This is a genomic window from Pantoea sp. XAF26B01_ASV70 (genome assembly GCF_054512635.1).
Window position 1 is genome coordinate 3,149,342 of record NZ_CM137251.1, and the last position, 18,411, is coordinate 3,167,752.

Below are 18,411 nucleotides of genomic sequence, written 5' to 3' on the forward strand. Positions count from 1 at the left end.
CTTACGCCGCATCAAACTTCCTGAACAGCGCCTTCCCTTTCAGTAATCGGATCCCCAGCCAGCCACCGCACAGCGATAACAGCAGCGCGCCACACAACGGCAGCGCTAGCCACAGGGTCCAGTCAGGCTGCCACGGGAAATCGAAAATCTTTGTCTGTAATCCCCATAACGCCGCTTCTGCCCCCATCGCGGCCGCCACGCCGGAGACCACGCCAAGCAGCGCAAACTCACACCACAGCGTCGTGCGCAGCAGGCGTTTACCGGCACCCAGCGTGCGATAGACCACCAGCTCCTGACGCCGCTGGCGCATACCGACCTGAATCTGCGCCAGCAGCAGTAACACACCACAGGCGGTCACCAGCACCACCATGATCTCCAGCGCCTGGCTGACCTGCGCCAGCACCTGGCCGATCTGCCGCATAATGCTGCCGATATCCAGCAGACTCAGCGCTGGAAAAGCACGGTTAAGTTGAGCCAGCAGAACAGGATTCGCCTCCATGCGGAAGCTGGTGAGCCAGGTCTGCGGCTGGCTGTCGAGCGCGCCCGGCGGGAAGATGAAGAAGAAGTTCGGCTTCAGGCTTTCCCAGTCCACTTTACGCAAACTGGTAATGCGCGCGCTGAAGGTCTGCGTATCGCCGTCGAACGTCAGGGTATCGCCGAGCTTCAGCCCCAGCCGATCCGCCAGTTCCACTTCCATCGACACTTCACCCGCTTTAGGTGGCCAGTTGCCTGCCACCAGCGGATTATGATCCGGGCGATCGGCCAGTTCCGTCAGGTTGAGCTCACGGTTCAGGGCATTATCCAGCTTCGGATCGGCCGGTTTGCCGTTGAGTTCACTGAGCCGCACCCGCGCAATCGGGTAAAAGGTCCCGGGCGTGATCTGATGCGACTGCAGGAAATCACGCACCTGCGGCACCTGATCTGCCGTCATGTTCAGCAGGAAGAAGTTCGGGCTATCCGCCGGTAACTGCTGCTGCCAGCGATCCAGCAGATCGCCACGCATTACCAGCAGCAGCGCCAGCAGCATGAACGACAGCGAAAAGGCCGCAAGCTGGCTCAGCGTCATGCCGGGCTGGCGCAGCAGTCGGTTGATCGCCAGTCGTAACGCCAGATTGCGCACTACCAGCCGACGCAGCAGTAGCAGGGTTCCCCAGCCGAGTAGTGCCAGCAATCCCGCCAGCACCACCACACCCGCCAGCAGCGCCCAGAGCATTTTACTGCCGCCAACCAGCAGCGCTAACAGCGTCACCACGACAGCAATCATCACCGGAATATAGATCTTCAGCGGCCAGAGATTCGCCACCGCATCGCGCCGCAACACCCGCAGCGGCTGTGTCGCCAGCAGCAGACGATAGGGACGCAGACCCACCAGCAGCGAAATCACAAACAACGATCCCACCGCCCAGATCCATGGCCAGACGCTGGCCGCCGGTAAGCTGGCAGGCAGCACGGGTTTCAGCATCGCCATCAGGATCGCTTCAACGCCCTGCCCCACCAGACCACCGGCAATCGCCGCCAGCAGCAGCACCGCCAGCCACTGACCGATGATCAGCCGCTGCAACGCGCCGTGCGTCGCACCCAGGGTTTTCAGCACTGCCACCAGATCGTAGCGGCTGCGGCAATAGTGGCTCATGGCGACCGCCACGGCCGCAATCGCCAGCATCAGCGTCAGCAAGGCCGAGAGCAGCAGGAACTGCTGCGCGCGCTGCATCGAACGGCCCAGTGCATCTTCCGAGTTCTCCACGCTGATCCAGCGCTGGTCCGCCTTCAGCTGCGGTTCAATCCAGCGGTCATAGCTGGCCAGCTGATCGGGATTACCGGAAAACTTATAGCGCCAGGTGATGCGGCTGCCTGGCTGAATCGCACCAGTTTTGGCGGCATCCGCCAGATTGATCAGCAGACGCGGCGCCATCTCAAACGGGTTAAAGCCGCCATCCGGCTCCTGGATCACCTCCCCGCTGATGCGCAGCTGGGTATCACCCACTTCCAGCGTGTCGCCCACTTTCAGGTTCAGCAGCGCCATCAGGCGCGGTGCCGCCAGCGCGGTACCCGCCTGCGGCCTCAGCCCTGGCGGCTGCGTCTGCAGCGTGCCAAACATCGGGTAGCGATCGTCCACCGCTTTTACTGAGGCAAGCTGCGGTGACTGATCGGCAAAGGTCATGGTCATAAAGGTCAGCTGACGGCTGACCGTCAGACCGGTTTCAGCTGCTTTTGCCAGCCAGGCTTCTGGCGCTGCATCACTGCTGCGCAGCGTACGGTCTCCGGCCATAAAATCACGGCTCTGCTGATTCAGCCCTTTTTCCATGCGATCGCTGATCGACCCCAGCGCCAGCACGCAGGCCACCGCCAGCGTCAGGGCCAGCCAGACAATCAGCAGCGAGGGCGAACGCCACTCGCGCCAGAACCAGCGCCAGATCATTGCTCCTCCCACAATTTACCGTCGCGCAGCCGCAGGCGACGATCGCAGCGCGCCGCCAGTTGCTCGTCATGCGTCACCAGAATCAGCGTGGTGGCAAAATCGCGGTTAAGGGAAAACAGCAGATCGGCGATGCGGTCACCGGTTTTACGATCGAGATTGCCGGTAGGCTCATCGGCAAACAGCAGACCAGGACGGCCACTGAAGGCGCGGGCCAGCGCCACGCGCTGCTGCTCGCCGCCTGAAAGCTGGGCGGGCAGATGATGCAGACGTTCACCCAGTCCGAGCAGCGTCAGAAGCTCTCTCGCCTGTTCACGGCTCTGGCGATCGCTGTCGCCGCGCAGCAGGGAAGGTAGCTGCACATTCTCCTGGGCATTCAGGGTCGGCACCAGCATAAATGACTGGAATACAAAGCCGACCTGCCGGGCACGCAGGGCCGCACGCTGCTCTTCGTTCATCTGATGCAGTGGCTGCCCCAGCAGATGGACTTCGCCGCTGCTGCCATCGTCCAGCCCGGCCAGAATTCCGAGCAGGGTTGACTTGCCGGAGCCGGACTCGCCAATCAGCGCAATGGTCTCAGCTGGTTTGACAACCAACTCAACTCCGGTAAGGATGGTTAACTGATGCTCTCCCTGACCGACGGACTTAGTAAGATGATGAACTTCAACAATGTTTTCCGCTGGCATTATCCCTTCCTGTTATTGATTCTTCTGCTGGTGTCGCGTCTTGCTGCTGCAGATACGCTGATGGTGCTGGGCGACAGCCTGAGTGCGGGCTATCGCATGTCTGCCACTGCGGCCTGGCCCAGCCTGCTCGATAAGCAGTGGCAGCAAAAACCTAAAGTGATCAACGCCAGTATCAGCGGTGATACGGCTGCACAGGGGCTGGCGCGCCTGCCCGCACTATTAAAACAGCATCAGCCGCAATGGGTGTTAATCGAATTGGGCGGTAACGATGGTTTGCGCGGTTTCCCGCCCGACGCTATCGCGCAGAATCTGAGTAAAGTTATCGACGATGTTAAAGCCGCCAATGCGAAGCCGCTGCTGATGCAGATTCGTCTGCCTGCCAACTATGGCCGCCGCTACACCGAAGCGTTCAGCGGCATCTATCCCGGATTAGCGCAGCAGCATAACATTCCTCTGGTGCCCTTTTTCATGGAACAGGTTTATCTGAAACCCGAGTGGATGCAGCAGGATGGGATTCATCCTAATCCTGATGCCCAGCCTTTTATCGCCCAGTTAATGGCAAAAGACCTGGCCCCCTTAGTTAAGCAGCCGTAGCGCGCCGGGATGCGCAAAAAGGGTAAAGAAATGCAAAAGCACTTTGCCGCATATAATAAATCATTTAAATCAATAATTTAATATTGGTTTTTTTGTTATTGGCGGCAAAGTGGTGACAGCGGCTTTACATGTGCCGCGCTGTGAAGATGATCTATATAGGGTTATCAAGTGTGATGACCGCGCTTTTGTGTGGCGCAGCGGGCGTCTGTGGCGTTCTGGTGGCAGGTTAGTACAAAACGATCTCACCATTAAATAAAACATTGAGCCAGAACTACTCAACTCAATTATTAGTTGCTGCAAAATTATGAATAGCTGCAAAATCACAGCAGCAATTCAGGTTCAGCCACCTCTGATTTTCGCCGCTCCGTATGAAATCACATAGCCAACTATTAATGCTCCGATACACCCGGTAAGTTTCAGCCATGTGCTTTCAAACCAGAAAAAAGAACCCATAGCAAAAATCACAGACAAAAAGGTAATAGTTCCTTCAATTACGTGGGACATTAACGATTTTACAAATTTCATCTTGTATTCTTTTACAATTAATAGGATGTCCTTCGATGAACACAAGGTAAGGCTCTAATTGTCGTTCAACGAGGAAATAAACCATATCTAAATTCTCTTTTGATACCCTGGCGTGCGTAGCCGGATATTTGTTTTTCATCCTTCTTGACGCTCTTGCTGACTCTTCAACTATCCCCTGTAACATCACCACGTTTAGAGAGGCTGAAGCACTGAATCGGATGAAATGCCTGTATGCCTCGTCAATAGCCAACCGATGCAACATCATACTTGCTGTTGTCTGTGCCAATGTAATTTGCCCGGCTGTTCGTCCTGCAATGCTTCCAGCGCCGTACCCCAATTTATTGTTAACAGCCTCCTTTCCTTCATCATCAAGCTTTTGATAAAACCAGGTGAAAACAAGAGTAATTAGTCTGCGTAAAGGTGACTCAGCATTACCCAGGTTTTTGAGCATATAGAAAAAACGCTCCGTCTCAGCCTGATTTCTTTGTTTAGCACTCTGCCCTGCGAGTCCGCTTCCCTCCCAACTCCTGACCATACCCATGTAAGCTGTATTTGGTATGGAAGATATCCCATCGAGAATTCCCAGTGCAGCCTGTTTAATGTCCATATATCATCCCTGCGGTCCTGAATCTGTACGAATAATAACTAAAGTTCATGAGTGCTTCCAGACGATTTCTTCAGTTTACCCGCCAGCCAGAATTTCCTCCTGTGCCACGCCAGATCTGTCATTTCGCCAGATGATGCAAGCAAAACCAGTAACATCAAAATGGCAGAGACTTTATGCCCGGTCTGGGTCTGATCATTATTAAGATGTTATCGTAATCACTCATTTTTCACGGCAGACTCCTGGTAAATCAGGAGGAAGATAAAAGAGAAACGTGAAATGCTGACTCATTGCAATCAGGTATATATTCAGAAGAAATAACAGCTTAATTTAAAAAAACATGAGATTCGAAGGGGGATGAATTTGTGCAAAAAACCATTCTGATTACAGGTTGTTCGAGCGGTATTGGCCTGGTTGCCGCTCACGATTTACTGGCGCGGGGCTACCGGGTGATCGCCGCCTGCCGTAAAGCAGAGGATGTCGCCCGCATGGAAACACTGGGCTTTACCGGGCTGCAACTGGATCTCGACGATCCGCAAAGTGTGGATCAGGCCGCCGACACAGTGCTCGCGCTCTGCGATAACCGTCTGACGGCGCTGTTTAACAACGCCGGATTTGGTCTCTATGGCCCGCTGCACACCCTCTCCCGCCAGCAGCTGGAACAGCAGTTTTCCAGCAACTTTTTCGGCGTCCATCAGCTGACACTGCGTCTGTTGCCCGCGTTGCAGGCCAGCGGCGATGGCCGCATTATTAATACCAGCTCGGTGCTGGGGCTGATCTCCACACCAGGCCGGGGTGCCTATGCCGCCAGTAAATATGCGCTGGAAGCCTGGAGCGATGCATTGCGGCTTGAAGTGCGCAGCCGCGGCATCCGGGTCAGCCTGATTGAACCGGGTCCGATTCAGACCCGTTTTACCGACAATGTGACGCAGGGCGAACAGCATAACCCGGTGCGTAACCCCGGCATCGCGGCACGTTTTACTCTGCCACCAGAAGCCATTCTGCCTAAACTTCGTCATGCACTCGAGAGTAAACATCCGCGTTTACGCTATCCGGTGACACTGGTCGCACACATAATGAGCCTGCTGAAACGGTTACTGCCCGGCTGGATGCTGGATCGCATTTTGCGCAGCCATTAATCAGCCATGCGCAATAGCGCTTGAAGCCGGGCCAGTTGGCCCCATATTCTTAGAACACTTTTTGCAAAGAGACTTATCCATGTCACCACAAGCTTCTATCATCGACATCAACGAATCTAACCTGCAGCAGACCCTTGAGCAGTCGATGCAGCTGCCGGTGCTGTTCTACTTCTGGTCTGAGCGCAGCCAGCACTGTCAGGAGCTGACGCCCGTGCTGGAGCGCCTGGCGCAGGAGTACGCGGGTCAGTTTATTCTCGCAAAACTGGATTGCGACAAAGAGCAAAGGGTGGCGTCGCAGTTTGGTCTGCGTTCAATCCCGACCGTCTATCTGTTCCAGGATGGTCAGCCGGTTGATGGCTTCCAGGGACCGCAGCCGGAAGAAGCGATCCGCGCCCTGCTGGAAAAAGTCCTGCCGCGCGAAGAAGAGCTGAAAGCGCAGCAGGCGATGGCGCTGATGCAGGAAGGTAAACCGCTGGAGGCGCTGCCGTTGTTAAAAGATGCGTGGCAGCTGAGCAACCAGTCCAGCGAGATCGGTTTCCTGCTGGCTGACGTACTGATTACCCTGAACCGCAGCGATGAAGCGGAAGCGGTGCTGAAAGTGGTGCCATTGCAGGATCAGGATACCCGCTATCAGAGCCTGATGGCGCAGATCGATCTGCTGAAACAGGCAGCGGATACGCCGGAGATTCAGCAGCTGCAATCCCAGCTGGAGGCTGACCCGACTAACGCCGGGCTGGCTGCTAAACTCTCGTTACAGCTCCATCAGGTGGGTCGTAATGAAGAAGCACTGGAACTGCTGTTCAGCTTCCTGAAATCCGATCTTAATGCCGCTGATGGCCAGGCGCGTAAAATGCTGCAGGAGATTCTGGCGGCGCTGGGTACCGGCGATGCACTTGCCGCGCGTTATCGTCGTCAGCTCTATTCCCTGCTCTACTAAGCGGCAGCACCCCGGGCCGAAGCGACTCGGCCCGTTAATCTGACAACGCGGAGGTTGTATGATAACTGTAATTCCTGCCCTGATTATTCTGGCGCTGGTGGCGGTCTGGGCCACCGTCAAGATCGTGCCACAAGGTTTTCAATGGACGGTTGAGCGCTTTGGCCGTTATACCCGCACCCTGCAGCCAGGATTAAGCCTGGTGGTGCCGTTCATGGATCGTGTTGGTCGTAAGATCAACATGATGGAACAGGTACTGGATATTCCCTCGCAGGAGATCATCTCCAAAGACAATGCCAACGTCACCATCGATGCAGTCTGCTTTATTCAGGTCGTTGACCCGGCGCGTGCCGCGTATGAAGTCAGCAATCTTGAGCAGGCGATTCTTAACCTGACCATGACCAATATGCGTACCGTGCTTGGCAGCATGGAGCTGGACGAAATGCTGTCACAGCGCGACAGCATCAACACCCGCCTGCTGCATATCGTGGATGAAGCGACCAATCCGTGGGGCGTCAAGATCACCCGCATCGAGATCCGCGATGTACGTCCGCCGCAGGAGTTGATTGGCGCGATGAATGCGCAGATGAAAGCGGAGCGAACTAAACGCGCCGATATTCTGACAGCCGAAGGGGTGCGACAGGCGGCGATCCTGCGCGCTGAAGGGGATAAGCAGTCGCAAATCCTCAAAGCAGAAGGTGAACGGACCTCGGCGTTCCTGCAGGCAGAAGCGCGCGAACGTCAGGCTGAAGCGGAAGCTAACGCCACTAAGATGGTCTCGGAAGCGATCGCATCAGGTGATATTCAGGCCATTAACTACTTTGTGGCGCAGAAATATACCGATGCGCTGCAAAAAATCGGTGAAGCCAACAACAGCAAAGTGGTGATGATGCCGCTGGAGGCGAGCAGTCTGCTGGGTTCGATTGCGGGCATCGGTGAACTGCTGAAGGAATCACGCACTGAGTCGAAACGCTGATGCTGGTCGATATTATCGCGCATCCGCACTGGTTCTGGCTGACGCTGGGTGGGTTACTGCTGGCGGCTGAGATGCTGGGCACAAGCGGTTACCTGCTCTGGAGCGGGCTGGCGGCGGTCATCGTCGGCCTCATTGAGTGGTTTGTGCCGGTAAGCTGGACGGCGCAGGGCTCTCTGTTTGCTGCGATGACGCTGGTCTGCGTCTTTTTATGGTATCGCTGGATGCGCCACCGTGAAGTGCGTCAGAAACCCAATGCCCTGAACCAGCGCGGCAGTCAGATGATCGGGTTGCAGCTGACGCTGGATACCGCGCTGCATAACCGCACCGGCCATGTGCGGATCGGGGACAGCAGCTGGCGGGTTGAGGCGGAGCAGGATCTGCCTGCGGGCACAGCAGTGGTCGTAACCGGCATTGAGGGGATTACGCTGCGTATTCAGCCACGCTGACCGCAGCACCCGGCCAGATTGTTGATAATCGGACATTCGGCGCCGTCATCGCCGGGACAGGCCTCTGCCAGCGCCAGCAGGCGAGCCCGCATGACGTGCAGCTCTTCAATATGCGCCGCAATTTCATCCGCTTTCTGCAGAGTACGGGCTTTTACATCGGCACTGTGGCGCGACGGATTGTTAAACAGCGCCACCAGCTCACGACACTCATCCAGCGTGAAGCCAACCTGTCGCGCCTGACGTAACAGGTTCAGCTCCTCAAGATGGTGTCCGTTGTAGCTGCGGTAGCCATTTTCACTGCGCAACGGCGGCGTCACCACCCCCTTCTCTTCGTAAAAACGTATTGCCTTGCTGGTCAGTCCGGTCTTTTTTGCCACATCGCTGATGTTCATTTTCGTCCCCTTGACCTTCCCCTTGATGGAAGGTTTATGCTTAAGCATGAATCGAAAATGACCAATCGGTCAAATGGGATTACAGAAGGAGTTGATTATGTCACACACTATTTCTCTGGCACTGGACGGCTTGTCCTGCGGCCACTGTGTCAAACGTGTCAAAGAGGCACTGGAACAACGCGATGATGTTGACCAGGCCGACGTGACCCAACAGGAAGCGCAGGTTTCCGGTCACGCAGATGCGGCCGCGCTGATCGCCACCGTGGAGCAGGCGGGTTATCACGCGACGCTGAAAACCGCGGACGCTTCCCCAAAGTCTGAACCGTTGACAGCATCAGAGCCGCCGCCGGAGGCGCTGACAACGGAGACTGCTTCCCGTCCGGCAGGAACAACCCTCCCCACCCATATGCTGCTGATTGAGGGCATGACCTGCGCCAGTTGCGTGAGCCGGGTGGAAAAAGCACTGCAGCAGGTCGCAGGCGTCAGCCAGGCGCGCGTCAATCTCGGCGAACGCAGTGCGCTGGTGCTGGGCGACGCTGATCCGCAGCAGCTGGTAGCGGCCGTCGATGCCGCGGGTTATGGCGCGCAGGTAGTGGATGACGAGCAGGAGCGACGGGAGAAGCAGCAGCTCAGCGCCCGCAGCGCGATGCGGCGTTTCAGCTGGCAGGCTGCTGTCGCCCTGGCGTTTGGCCTGCCGCTGATGATCTGGGGCATGGTGGGCGACAACATGATGCTCACCGATCACAACCACGGCGTCTGGCTGACGCTGGGCATCGTGACTCTGCTGATCATGATCGTCACCGGCAGCCATTTTTATCGCAGTGCCTGGCGCAGTTTACGCAATGGCAGCGCCACCATGGATACGCTGGTGGCACTCGGCACAGGCGCCGCCTGGATTTACTCCTTTAGCGTGGTGTTGTGGCCCGACTTTTTCCCGCCACAGGCGCGCCATCTCTATTTCGAAGCCAGCGTCATGATCCTGGGCCTGATCAATCTGGGGCATGCCCTGGAGCAGCGGGCGCGTCAGCGATCTTCTAAAGCGCTGGAAAGATTGCTGGATCTGACGCCAGCCCAGGCGCGGCAGGTTGATCAACAGGGCGACAGGCTGATTCCGGTCAGCGAAGTGCAGCCCGGCATGACGCTGCGCCTGGTCACCGGTGATCGGGTACCGGTCGATGGCGAAATCGCCACGGGTGAAGCCTGGTTTGATGAAGCGATGCTGACCGGCGAAGCGGTGCCGCAAAGCAAGACCCCGGGCGCAGCCATCTTTGCCGGCACCCTGGTGCAGGATGGCTCGGTAGAATTTATCGCCCGGGCGACGGGTAATCACACCACCCTGTCGCGCATTATCCGGCTGGTGCGTCAGGCGCAGAGCAGTAAACCGGATGTGGGCCGTCTGGCGGATCGCATCTCCGCCGTTTTTGTCCCGGTGGTGGTGTTGATCGCACTGCTCAGCGGCGCAGTGTGGTATCTGTTCGGGCCGCAGCCACAAATTGCCTACATGCTGGTGATCGCGACAACCGTGCTGATTATCGCCTGTCCTTGTGCGCTGGGCCTGGCGACGCCGATGTCGATTATTGCTGGTGTTGGCCGCGCCGCCGAGCTGGGGGTGCTGGTGCGCGACGCCGATGCCTTGCAGCGCGCCAGCCAAATCGACACCCTGGTGTTTGATAAAACCGGCACACTCACTGCCGGCAGGCCGCAGGTCAGTGACGTGCAGGTCTGGGGGGATGCCACCCGTGAATCAGTGTTAGCGACCGCGGCTGCGCTGGAGTTCGCCTCGGGCCATCCGCTGGCAAAAGCGATTGTCGCCGAAGCGAAACTGACCCAGCCGCCTCTGTTAGCGCAATTTCGTACAATACGCGGCAAAGGGGTCAGCGGTAGTCTGGATGGCAGAACGCTGCTGCTGGGTAATGCCGCGCTGATGCAGGATAACGGCGTCGATTACCAGGCGGCGGAAGCAGAGATTGCGCGGCTGACGCAACAGGGTGCAACGCCGGTGTTACTGGCTGAGCAGGGCCAGCTAACCGGGCTTATCGCGCTGCGCGATCAGCTTCGGCCAGAAAGCAGCGCAGCCCTGAAGCGACTGCATCAGCAGGGTTATCGCCTGATTATGCTGACCGGCGATCATGAAAATACCGCGCGCGCCATTGCTGCCGAGGTCGGTATTGATGAAGTGATTGCGGGCGTGATGCCGGAAGGCAAAGCGGCTGCAATTGAACACTTACAGCAGCAGGGTCGTCGCGTCGCGATGGTAGGCGATGGCATCAATGACGCGCCCGCACTGGCGCAGGCCGATGTGGGCATTGCCATGGGTGGCGGCAGCGATGTGGCGGTGGAAACCGCGGGCATCACGTTGATGCGTGCCGACCTGAACAGCGTGGCGGACGCGTTAGCGCTCTCTTCCGCGACGCTGCGCAATATCCGGCAGAATCTGTTTGGGGCATTTATCTATAACAGCATCGGCATTCCGGTGGCAGCGGGTGTGCTCTATCCGCTGACCGGTACCCTGCTCAGCCCGATTGTGGCGGGTGCAGCGATGGCGCTCTCCTCCATTACCGTGGTCAGCAATGCTAACCGCCTGCTGCGTTACCGGCCACCACGCGAGTGATCGCCGTTTCAGCGCTGTTTTTCACGCGCTGAAGTCGCTAGCATGGGGTTTTGAATCGCAAAGGACCGGGAATGACAGGCAACATCTGGCGCTCACTGCGCGGCTTTATCAGCCAACTTTTTCCCGCCAGTTACCGCTGGCCTGCGATGGATGTCCGGCTTGGCGATCGTCAGCTGCATCTGGTCGGCAGCATCCATATGGGAACGCGCGACATGCAGCCGTTGCCCGCCCGTCTGCTGCGTCAGTTGCAGCAGGCGGATGCACTGATTGTGGAAGCGGATATTACGCAGGGTGGTTCACCCTTTGATCACCACGGCGATCGTCCCGCGCTTTCCACCCGGCTGGATAGCCACGCGATGCAAACGCTCACCGCACTCTGTCAGGAGATGAGCCTCAATCTGAGCCTGTTTGATAATCTGCCCGCCTGGCAGGTGGCGCTGATGTTACAGGCGCAGCAGGCACAAAGGCTGGGATTGCGACCTGACTACGGCATCGATTATCAGCTGTTGCAGGCCGCGAAAGGTCTGAACAAACCGGTGATTGAACTGGAAGGCGCAGAGGCGCAGATCGCCCTGCTGACTGCGCTGCCGGATGACGGCATGGCGTTGTTGCAGGATACGCTGCTGCACTGGCACACCAATGCGCGCCTGCTGCAGATGATGGTGAGCTGGTGGCTCGATACGCCGCCACGCCAGCCGGAAATCACCCTGCCCGCCACCTTCAGCCAGGCGCTGAATGATACGTTGATCGGTCAGCGAAATGCGCAGTGGCGTGACCGGCTTCAGGGATTATCAGCGGGAAACTATGTGGTGGCAGTCGGTGCTCTGCATCTCTACGGCGAAGATAACCTGCCTGAGATGCTGAAGAAGCCCTGAAAAAAGAGAGCCGATAATATTATCGGCCCGTCAAAGAGGAATTTGTTTATGATTTTGGTTATCGCTCAGCAATCAGATTGCTGGCGCGCGGCTAATTTTCACTCAAAGAACAAAGTTTCGCCACCTTTTTTCACGATTCTGCGTAATAAGATTATTCTTAGTAAGGAACCTGTATGACGCCCGCCGTAAAATTGCTGGAAAAACAAAAAGTCAGCTTCACCCTGCATCCCTATGAGCATGACAGCAGCGAAACCCATTTTGGTGACGAAGCAGTACGTAAACTCAATCTGGATGCGCGCCAGGTCTATAAGACGCTGCTGGTGACGCTGAATGGCGAGGCAAAACAGCTGGCAGTGGCGATTACGCCGGTATCGACGCAACTGGATCTGAAGAAGGTGGCAAAAGCGCTGGGCGCGAAGAAAGCGGATATGGCCGACCCACAGCTGGCGCAGCGAGTCACGGGCTATCTGGTGGGCGGCATCAGTCCGCTGGGCCAGAAAAAACGGCTGCCTACGGTGATCGACCACTCAGCCAGCGCGTTTGACGCCATGTTTATCTCAGGCGGCAAGCGTGGACTGGATATCGAACTGGCTCCCCGGGATCTTTCACGACTGCTGGACGCTCCGTTTGCGGATATCGCCCGCCACGGCTAAACCCGAGGCTGGGCGCAGAGCTGATCGATCATCCAGCGACCCGCCGGACCGGGCGGCGTACGGCGTGACCAGACCACCTCAATGGCGATATGCTGCGGCCAGCCCGGCATCGACAACTCTTTCAGAACGCCATGACCAAACTGTTTCACCAGCCAGCGCGGCAGAATCGTCCAGCCAAATCCCTGCTCCGCCATCTCCAGCAGTAACAGATAGGTCGGTGCCGACCAGATGCGCCCCATTGGCGCGGGTTCAGATGCCTCAACCCAGGTATTTAATCGCAGGTGACGAACCCCTTCCAGCTCGCTCTCGCTCAGGGTCTTAAGCTGGGCCAGCGGATGATCGCGATGTAAAAAGACCGCCATCTGCGCTTCCACCTGCAGTCGCGCCACGGCAATATCCACCGGCAGATTGGGCTGTGCCCGCACCACGCCCAGATGTACCCGCCCGGCCTGCAGCAGATCCAGCACATCACCATCCTCGGCAATCATGACCTCCAGTTCAATCTCCGGATAACGGGCATCAAATTGCCTGAGCAGATGCTCGTGATGATCGGTTTGCCAGAAGTCTGACATGGCAAAACTGAGCCGGGGTTCAACGCCCTGCGACAGCCGTATCGCCAGCGCATCCAGCCGCTCGCTGGCCGCCAGGATCTGCTGAACCTGAGGAATAACGCGGCGTCCCTGCTCGGTGAGGACCGGCTGCCGACCTGCCCGTTCAAACAGCGCAAAGCCGAGATCGTCTTCAAAACTGGCTACCGCCGCGCTGATGGTGGACTGACTTTTACCCAGCGCGCGCGCAGCGGCAGAGAAAGAACCGCTCGCCACAGTCTGCATAAAAGCCTCAAGGGATTCCGGGGAGTAACGCATCTGAACCATCGCTTTTTTCGATAGGTGTTCATTTTATCTTAGCATTCTGACGTGTGAAAATGCGCCGCATTATTGAAGGAGAACTCACAATGCGTACCCGCTCACTTAAAGAACGTATTCTTCATGCTGTCTGCTTTGAAACGCTGGCGATTCTGACCGTTTCGCCGCTGGCGGCATGGGCAATGAATAAACCGCTGTTTCAGATGGGATCGCTGGCGATTATGCTCTCTACGGTCGCGATGCTATGGAACATGATTTACAACAGCGGATTTGATCGCCTCTATGCGCCAGGCCAGAAACGTGGCCCGGGCGTGCGTGTATTACATGCGCTGGGATTTGAAGGCGGATTCATCCTGATTGGTCTGCCCATTGCCGCCTGGATGCTGGATATCTCTCTGGGTCAGGCTTTCCTGGTCGAAGTGGCCTTTTTCCTCTTCTTCCTGCCCTATACCATGGCCTACAACTGGGTGTGGGACAAACTGCGCGAGCGCTGGATCAGACGTCACGCCTGCCGGGCGTAAGAAAAACGGGAGGCGCAAGCGCCTCCCGGTCAGTTCAATGCGTGGCGGCTGTTTCATTCCCCCACGGCCAGATCCACGCCAGGATCATTTTGGGATAGTTACGCTTCCGCGCTTTTTCCGCAGCCTCATCCCGCGCCCGGATCTGCTCATCGGTCAGATGCACAATCAGCCCCTTCGGCTGATAGTCGCTGGCTTTGACCGGCGAGTGCGTCTTGATCCAGTCACGCAACACCTGCGCATCGACTGCCCCGCTGTTGAGATAACCCGCATGATTATCCAGACGCGGATAACCGTCGCCGCCAGCCGCATTGAAGCTGTTGGTTGCCATGCGATAATGCTGCGCATCCTGCAGCGGTTTACCGTTAATGCTGACGTCGCTGACATGTTTACCGTCTGCAGTCAGGCTGATACCGGCAAACTGGGCGTAGCCGCCTGAGTCAGGCTGAATATTAGCGACCACATCCAGATATTTTTTGATCTCCGCCCCGGTCAGGCTGACCGAGACCACCTGATTGCCAAACGGCTGGACCTGCAGCAGGTCACGCCAGCTCAGCTTGCCCGATTTCAGCGAGGTGCGAATACCGCCACCGCTCATCACCGCAAAATCGGCTTTGGTGTGCGCCATCTGTGCGCGCAGAATCAGCTGGCCAAGATTCGTCTGCTCAAAGCGAACCTGCTCTTTTTCACCGCTGAAGCTGCCGTCGGCGCTGCCGACATTCACGGTTAACTTCGCCTCAGCCCGTTTCTGGAATGGCATCAGCAGTTTCATCATGGCGGTGTTTTTCGGGATCTCTTCCTGCCAGGTGAGCCAGGTTTCGCTGCCATCCGCGTTCTTTATCTGATGTTTAAGGTTGACCGGCACCAGCTGATAAGCCTCCAGCGTCACCTGCCCGTTACGGAAGGTGAAGTCACCACGTCCGACATATTTGCCCCATTTATCCGCCTGCATAATCCAGATCCCGTTCTGCTGATCGGGTTTGCAGGGCTGGCCCGGCTGATAATTTTTGACGCTGACGTTCTCTTTTTCCATGCAGACCGCATCATGCGAATGACCACCCACAATCAGATCGATGGTGCCGGCAGGCAGGCTGCGCGCCAGGGTGACGTCATCAATGCCATTGCTGCCATGCTTACCGTCGTCATAGTGACCAAGGTGGGTCAGCGCGACAATCACGTCCGGCTTCTCTGTGGCGCGCAGTTCGGCCACCGCCTTCTCCGCCTCCGCAATCGGATCGCGGAACTCGGTATCTGTCAGACCCGCCGGGTTAGCCAGTTTCGCCGTGTCCGGGGTGATCAGCCCGACCACCGCAATTTTCAGCCCGAGACGGTTGAATACCGCCCAGGGCTTAAACAGGCGCTGACCGGTACTTTTCTGATAAACGTTAGCGGCGAGCAGCGGGAATCGCGCCCACTTCTCCTGCTTGCGCAGGACCGCGATGGGCTTGTCGAACTCATGGTTGCCCAGCGCCATGGCATCATAGCCAATCAGGTTCATCGCGCGAAAATCGGGTTCAGCATCCAGCTCATCGGACTCCGGTACGCCCGTGTTCACATCACCGGCAGAGAGAATCAATGCGCCGCCGCCTCTGGACTGCACATCGTAGCGCATCGTATCCATCAAGGTTTTCTGCGCCGCCAGACCATATTCACCCTGCTCAGTAAACCAGAAATGACCATGCTCATCGTTGGTGTGCAGCAGGCTGAAACGATAGGTGCGATCGGCCTGGGCGGCCTGTGAAAACAGCGGCATCAGGGCCACCAGTAGTGCCACGCCCGCCCCTGTCCATTTAGATAACAACACTGTGATTCTCCTTAATTTGCCGTCTGGCCCGATTTTCTGCCGGTTTGCCCCACTGTGTCGCACATTCCCCCGGCGAACTCAAGGCCAACGCACATTCGCCTGTCTCTGTATGCCGCTCTTTTTATCTCCGGACCGCTTTTGCTGAGCATGACAATAGCCGCAAGGCCGCGCCCGCGTCAGACTGGTTTGTTCCGGATAAACCAGAACGGGTAGCCAGGCCTGATGTTAACCAGTTGTTTACCCCTGCAAAAGTGCCGCTGACGAGCTTTACCCTGTCTGTGCGCGCATTTAACCCTTATTTGTGTCATACCCACGGCATTTAGGGATGCTAATTTTTATTTACCCGGACCGCTTTAAACCGTCAAATCAGCCAATATTATGGATAATGAACAAAAACACCCTTTCGATTGTGCATTTGACTTTTTTTCCTGCTTTTTTAGGGTATTCCCGCAAATTGCTCAGCGAAAGAATAGATTTTGTTTTAAACTCATTTGTTACAAGCGGATACATTTGTATACAAGGAGACAGGCATGCATCACACCACACCGTTGATCACTACCATTGTCGGAGCACTGGTTCTGGCATTTCTCCTTGGGATGCTGGCAAACCGCCTGCGTATTTCGCCCCTGGTTGGCTACCTGATGGCAGGCGTGCTGGCTGGCCCTTTTACCCCCGGCTTTGTTGCCGATACCAATCTGGCTCCTGAACTGGCAGAACTCGGCGTTATCCTGCTGATGTTTGGTGTCGGCCTGCACTTCTCAATGAAAGATCTCATGTCGGTAAAGTCGATAGCCATTCCCGGTGCCATCGCACAGATCGCGGTCGCGACGTTACTGGGAATGGGCTTATCGTGGACAATGGGATGGTCGTGGATGACCGGCCTGGTGTTTGGTCTCTGCCTTTCTACCGCCAGTACCGTGGTGTTACTGCGCGCGCTTGAAGAGCGGCAACTGATCGATAGCCAGCGCGGGCAGATTGCGATTGGCTGGCTGATTGTTGAAGATCTGGTGATGGTGCTGACACTGGTGCTGCTGCCTGCGATTGCCGGCATGATGGAACAGGGCAACGCCAGTGCCGGACTGCTGGCCTGGGACCTGCTGTGGACCATCGGCAAAGTCGCCGCCTTTATGGTGCTGATGATGGTGGTGGGACGGCGTGCCGTCCCCTGGATCCTCGCCCGCAGCGCCGCCACCGGCTCGCGTGAGCTGTTTACTCTGGCGGTATTAGCGCTGGCGCTGGGCATCGCCTTTGGTGCTGTTGAATTCTTTGATGTTTCGTTTGCGCTGGGCGCTTTCTTTGCCGGTATGGTGCTGAACGAGTCGGAACTGAGCCACCGCGCCGCGCGCGATACGCTGCCGCTGCGTGATGCCTTTGCCGTGCTGTTCTTTGTCTCGGTCGGCATGCTGTTTGACCCGTCGATTCTGGTGACGCAGCCGCTGGCAGTGCTGGGCGCGCTGGTGATTATTGTGGTGGGTAAATCGGTCGCCGCCTGGCTGCTGGTGTCGCTGCTCGGCCATTCACGTCGTACGGCGTTGACCATTTCGGTTAGTCTGGCGCAGATTGGTGAATTCGCCTTTATTCTGGCCGGTCTGGGTATCTCGCTGGGCCTGCTGACTGACGAGGGCCGCAACCTGGTGCTGGCCGCCGCCATCCTGTCGATTATGCTTAATCCGATCCTGTTTACCCTGCTGGAGCGTTTCCTGGCGAAAACGGAGACGATGGAAGAGCAGACGCTGGAAGAGGCGATTGAAGAAGAGAAGCAGATCCCGGTGGATTTCTGCAATCACGCGGTGATTGTGGGTTACGGCCGGGTGGGCAGTCTGATTGGTCAGAAGCTGCTTGAAGCCAATGTTCCGCTGGTGGTGGTTGAAAACTCCCGCGCGCGTGTTGAAGCGCTGCGCGAGCGCGGTATTAAGGCGGTGCTGGGTAATGCAGCCCGCGCTGACACCATGGAACTGGCCCGACTCGACTGCGCGCGCTGGCTGTTACTGACTATTCCGAATGGCTATGAAGCGGGTGAAGTAGTCACAGCCGCGCGTGAAAGACATCAGAATATCGAGATTATCGCCCGCGCCCACTATGACGATGAAGTCGAGTACATCATGGAACGGGGTGCCACCCGTGTGGTGATGGGTGAACGTGAGATTGCCAGCAGTATGCTGCAAATCCTGCAGGATGAGATGACCCAGGGCGAAGATTTACAGCCCTGCGATGTCGTGCGCTGATTCGTGTTAAGCAAAACCTGGCAGCCTACTGATCTATCAAAATCAGGGTGAATTTTACTGCAATGAATAAACTCAACACGCAGGGAACACGGGCAGAAGAGGAAAGCGTCCCGCCGACCGGGACAAAAACGCCGGGAGCGTTTTTGA

16 protein-coding genes are annotated in these 18,411 nt (G+C 57.1%); 10 read left to right on the forward strand and 6 right to left on the reverse strand.

The genetic code is table 11. The annotated features are described in order from the left end of the window. Position 1: 1 nt before the first annotated feature. Complete coding sequence (gene ybbP / locus ACX8ZY_RS14910) at positions 2-2,419, reverse strand: putative ABC transporter permease subunit YbbP (protein WP_031592139.1); 2,418 nt, start codon at positions 2,417-2,419, stop codon at positions 2-4. Continuing rightward, positions 2,416-3,102, reverse strand: coding sequence for a putative ABC transporter ATP-binding protein YbbA (gene ybbA / locus ACX8ZY_RS14915; RefSeq protein WP_010259059.1), 687 nt, complete (start codon positions 3,100-3,102; stop codon positions 2,416-2,418). Before ybbA ends, ybbP begins: the two co-directional genes overlap by 4 nt. Between ybbA and tesA the strand changes: the two genes are divergently transcribed. Then, positions 3,070-3,696: a multifunctional acyl-CoA thioesterase I/protease I/lysophospholipase L1 gene (tesA, locus tag ACX8ZY_RS14920; RefSeq protein WP_010671236.1), complete on the forward strand. Its 627-nt coding sequence runs from the start codon at positions 3,070-3,072 to the stop codon at positions 3,694-3,696. The genes ybbA and tesA overlap by 33 nt on opposite strands. Before the next feature lie 487 nt (positions 3,697-4,183). Here tesA and ACX8ZY_RS14925 read toward each other — a convergent pair whose 3' ends face one another. Beyond that, positions 4,184-4,828 carry a hypothetical protein gene (locus ACX8ZY_RS14925; protein WP_459260215.1) on the reverse strand — a complete coding sequence of 215 codons (645 nt, stop codon included), beginning with the start codon at positions 4,826-4,828 and terminating at the stop codon, positions 4,184-4,186. A 362-nt stretch (positions 4,829-5,190) separates the two neighbouring features. On the opposite strand from ACX8ZY_RS14925, the gene ACX8ZY_RS14930 reads away from it, so the two are divergent. From ACX8ZY_RS14930 to ACX8ZY_RS14945, 4 genes are all read left to right on the forward strand, one after another. After that, positions 5,191-5,964, forward strand: coding sequence for an SDR family oxidoreductase (locus tag ACX8ZY_RS14930; RefSeq protein ID WP_022626095.1), 774 nt, complete (start codon positions 5,191-5,193; stop codon positions 5,962-5,964). Positions 5,965-6,043: 79 nt separating this feature from the next. After that, positions 6,044-6,901 (forward strand): thioredoxin family protein, encoded by an 858-nt coding sequence (locus tag ACX8ZY_RS14935; RefSeq protein WP_022626096.1) that lies wholly within the window; start codon positions 6,044-6,046, stop codon positions 6,899-6,901. Between the two features lie 58 nt (positions 6,902-6,959). Continuing rightward, a complete protein-coding gene (locus ACX8ZY_RS14940; RefSeq protein ID WP_010259065.1) occupies positions 6,960-7,874 on the forward strand; it encodes an SPFH domain-containing protein in 915 nt (304 codons plus the stop codon). Further along, positions 7,874-8,320, forward strand: coding sequence for an NfeD family protein (locus tag ACX8ZY_RS14945; RefSeq protein WP_421665061.1), 447 nt, complete (start codon positions 7,874-7,876; stop codon positions 8,318-8,320). Before ACX8ZY_RS14940 ends, ACX8ZY_RS14945 begins: the two co-directional genes overlap by 1 nt. Here the strand turns inward: ACX8ZY_RS14945 and cueR are convergent. Continuing rightward, a complete protein-coding gene (gene cueR / locus ACX8ZY_RS14950) occupies positions 8,308-8,712 on the reverse strand; it encodes a Cu(I)-responsive transcriptional regulator (RefSeq protein WP_010259067.1) in 405 nt (134 codons plus the stop codon). The two genes, ACX8ZY_RS14945 and cueR, sit on opposite strands and share 13 nt — an antisense overlap. A 97-nt stretch (positions 8,713-8,809) precedes the next feature. Here cueR and copA point away from each other — a divergent pair, with 97 nt between their 5' ends. The 3 genes from copA (at position 8,810) to ybaK (ending at position 12,851) form a co-directional block, all read left to right on the forward strand. Then, positions 8,810-11,323, forward strand: coding sequence for a copper-exporting P-type ATPase CopA (gene copA, locus ACX8ZY_RS14955; RefSeq protein ID WP_158131937.1), 2,514 nt, complete (start codon positions 8,810-8,812; stop codon positions 11,321-11,323). 71 nt (positions 11,324-11,394) lie between these two features. Then, on the forward strand, positions 11,395-12,198 hold the full coding sequence (locus ACX8ZY_RS14960; RefSeq protein ID WP_064704609.1) for a TraB/GumN family protein: 804 nt from the start codon (positions 11,395-11,397) through the stop codon (positions 12,196-12,198). Positions 12,199-12,371: 173 nt separating this feature from the next. After that, the gene (gene ybaK, locus ACX8ZY_RS14965; protein ID WP_158131938.1) at positions 12,372-12,851 is read left to right on the forward strand and encodes a Cys-tRNA(Pro)/Cys-tRNA(Cys) deacylase YbaK; all 480 of its coding nucleotides are present in this window, start codon (positions 12,372-12,374) and stop codon (positions 12,849-12,851) included. Here the strand turns inward: ybaK and ACX8ZY_RS14970 are convergent. Beyond that, entirely contained in the window at positions 12,848-13,717 is an 870-nt protein-coding gene (locus tag ACX8ZY_RS14970) for a LysR family transcriptional regulator (RefSeq protein ID WP_158131939.1), read from the reverse strand. The two genes, ybaK and ACX8ZY_RS14970, sit on opposite strands and share 4 nt — an antisense overlap. Before the next feature lie 89 nt (positions 13,718-13,806). Here ACX8ZY_RS14970 and ACX8ZY_RS14975 point away from each other — a divergent pair, with 89 nt between their 5' ends. Continuing rightward, positions 13,807-14,238 carry a multidrug/biocide efflux PACE transporter gene (locus ACX8ZY_RS14975; RefSeq protein WP_010671229.1) on the forward strand — a complete coding sequence of 144 codons (432 nt, stop codon included), beginning with the start codon at positions 13,807-13,809 and terminating at the stop codon, positions 14,236-14,238. Between the two features lie 34 nt (positions 14,239-14,272). On the opposite strand, the gene ushA is transcribed toward ACX8ZY_RS14975, so the two are convergent. After that, positions 14,273-16,039 (reverse strand): bifunctional UDP-sugar hydrolase/5'-nucleotidase UshA, encoded by a 1,767-nt coding sequence (gene ushA, locus ACX8ZY_RS14980; RefSeq protein WP_158131940.1) that lies wholly within the window; start codon positions 16,037-16,039, stop codon positions 14,273-14,275. A gap of 530 nt (positions 16,040-16,569) precedes the next feature. Here ushA and ybaL point away from each other — a divergent pair. Further along, a complete protein-coding gene (gene ybaL / locus ACX8ZY_RS14985) occupies positions 16,570-18,264 on the forward strand; it encodes a YbaL family putative K(+) efflux transporter (RefSeq protein ID WP_187492920.1) in 1,695 nt (564 codons plus the stop codon). The last annotated feature ends 147 nt before the right edge of the window (positions 18,265-18,411 follow it).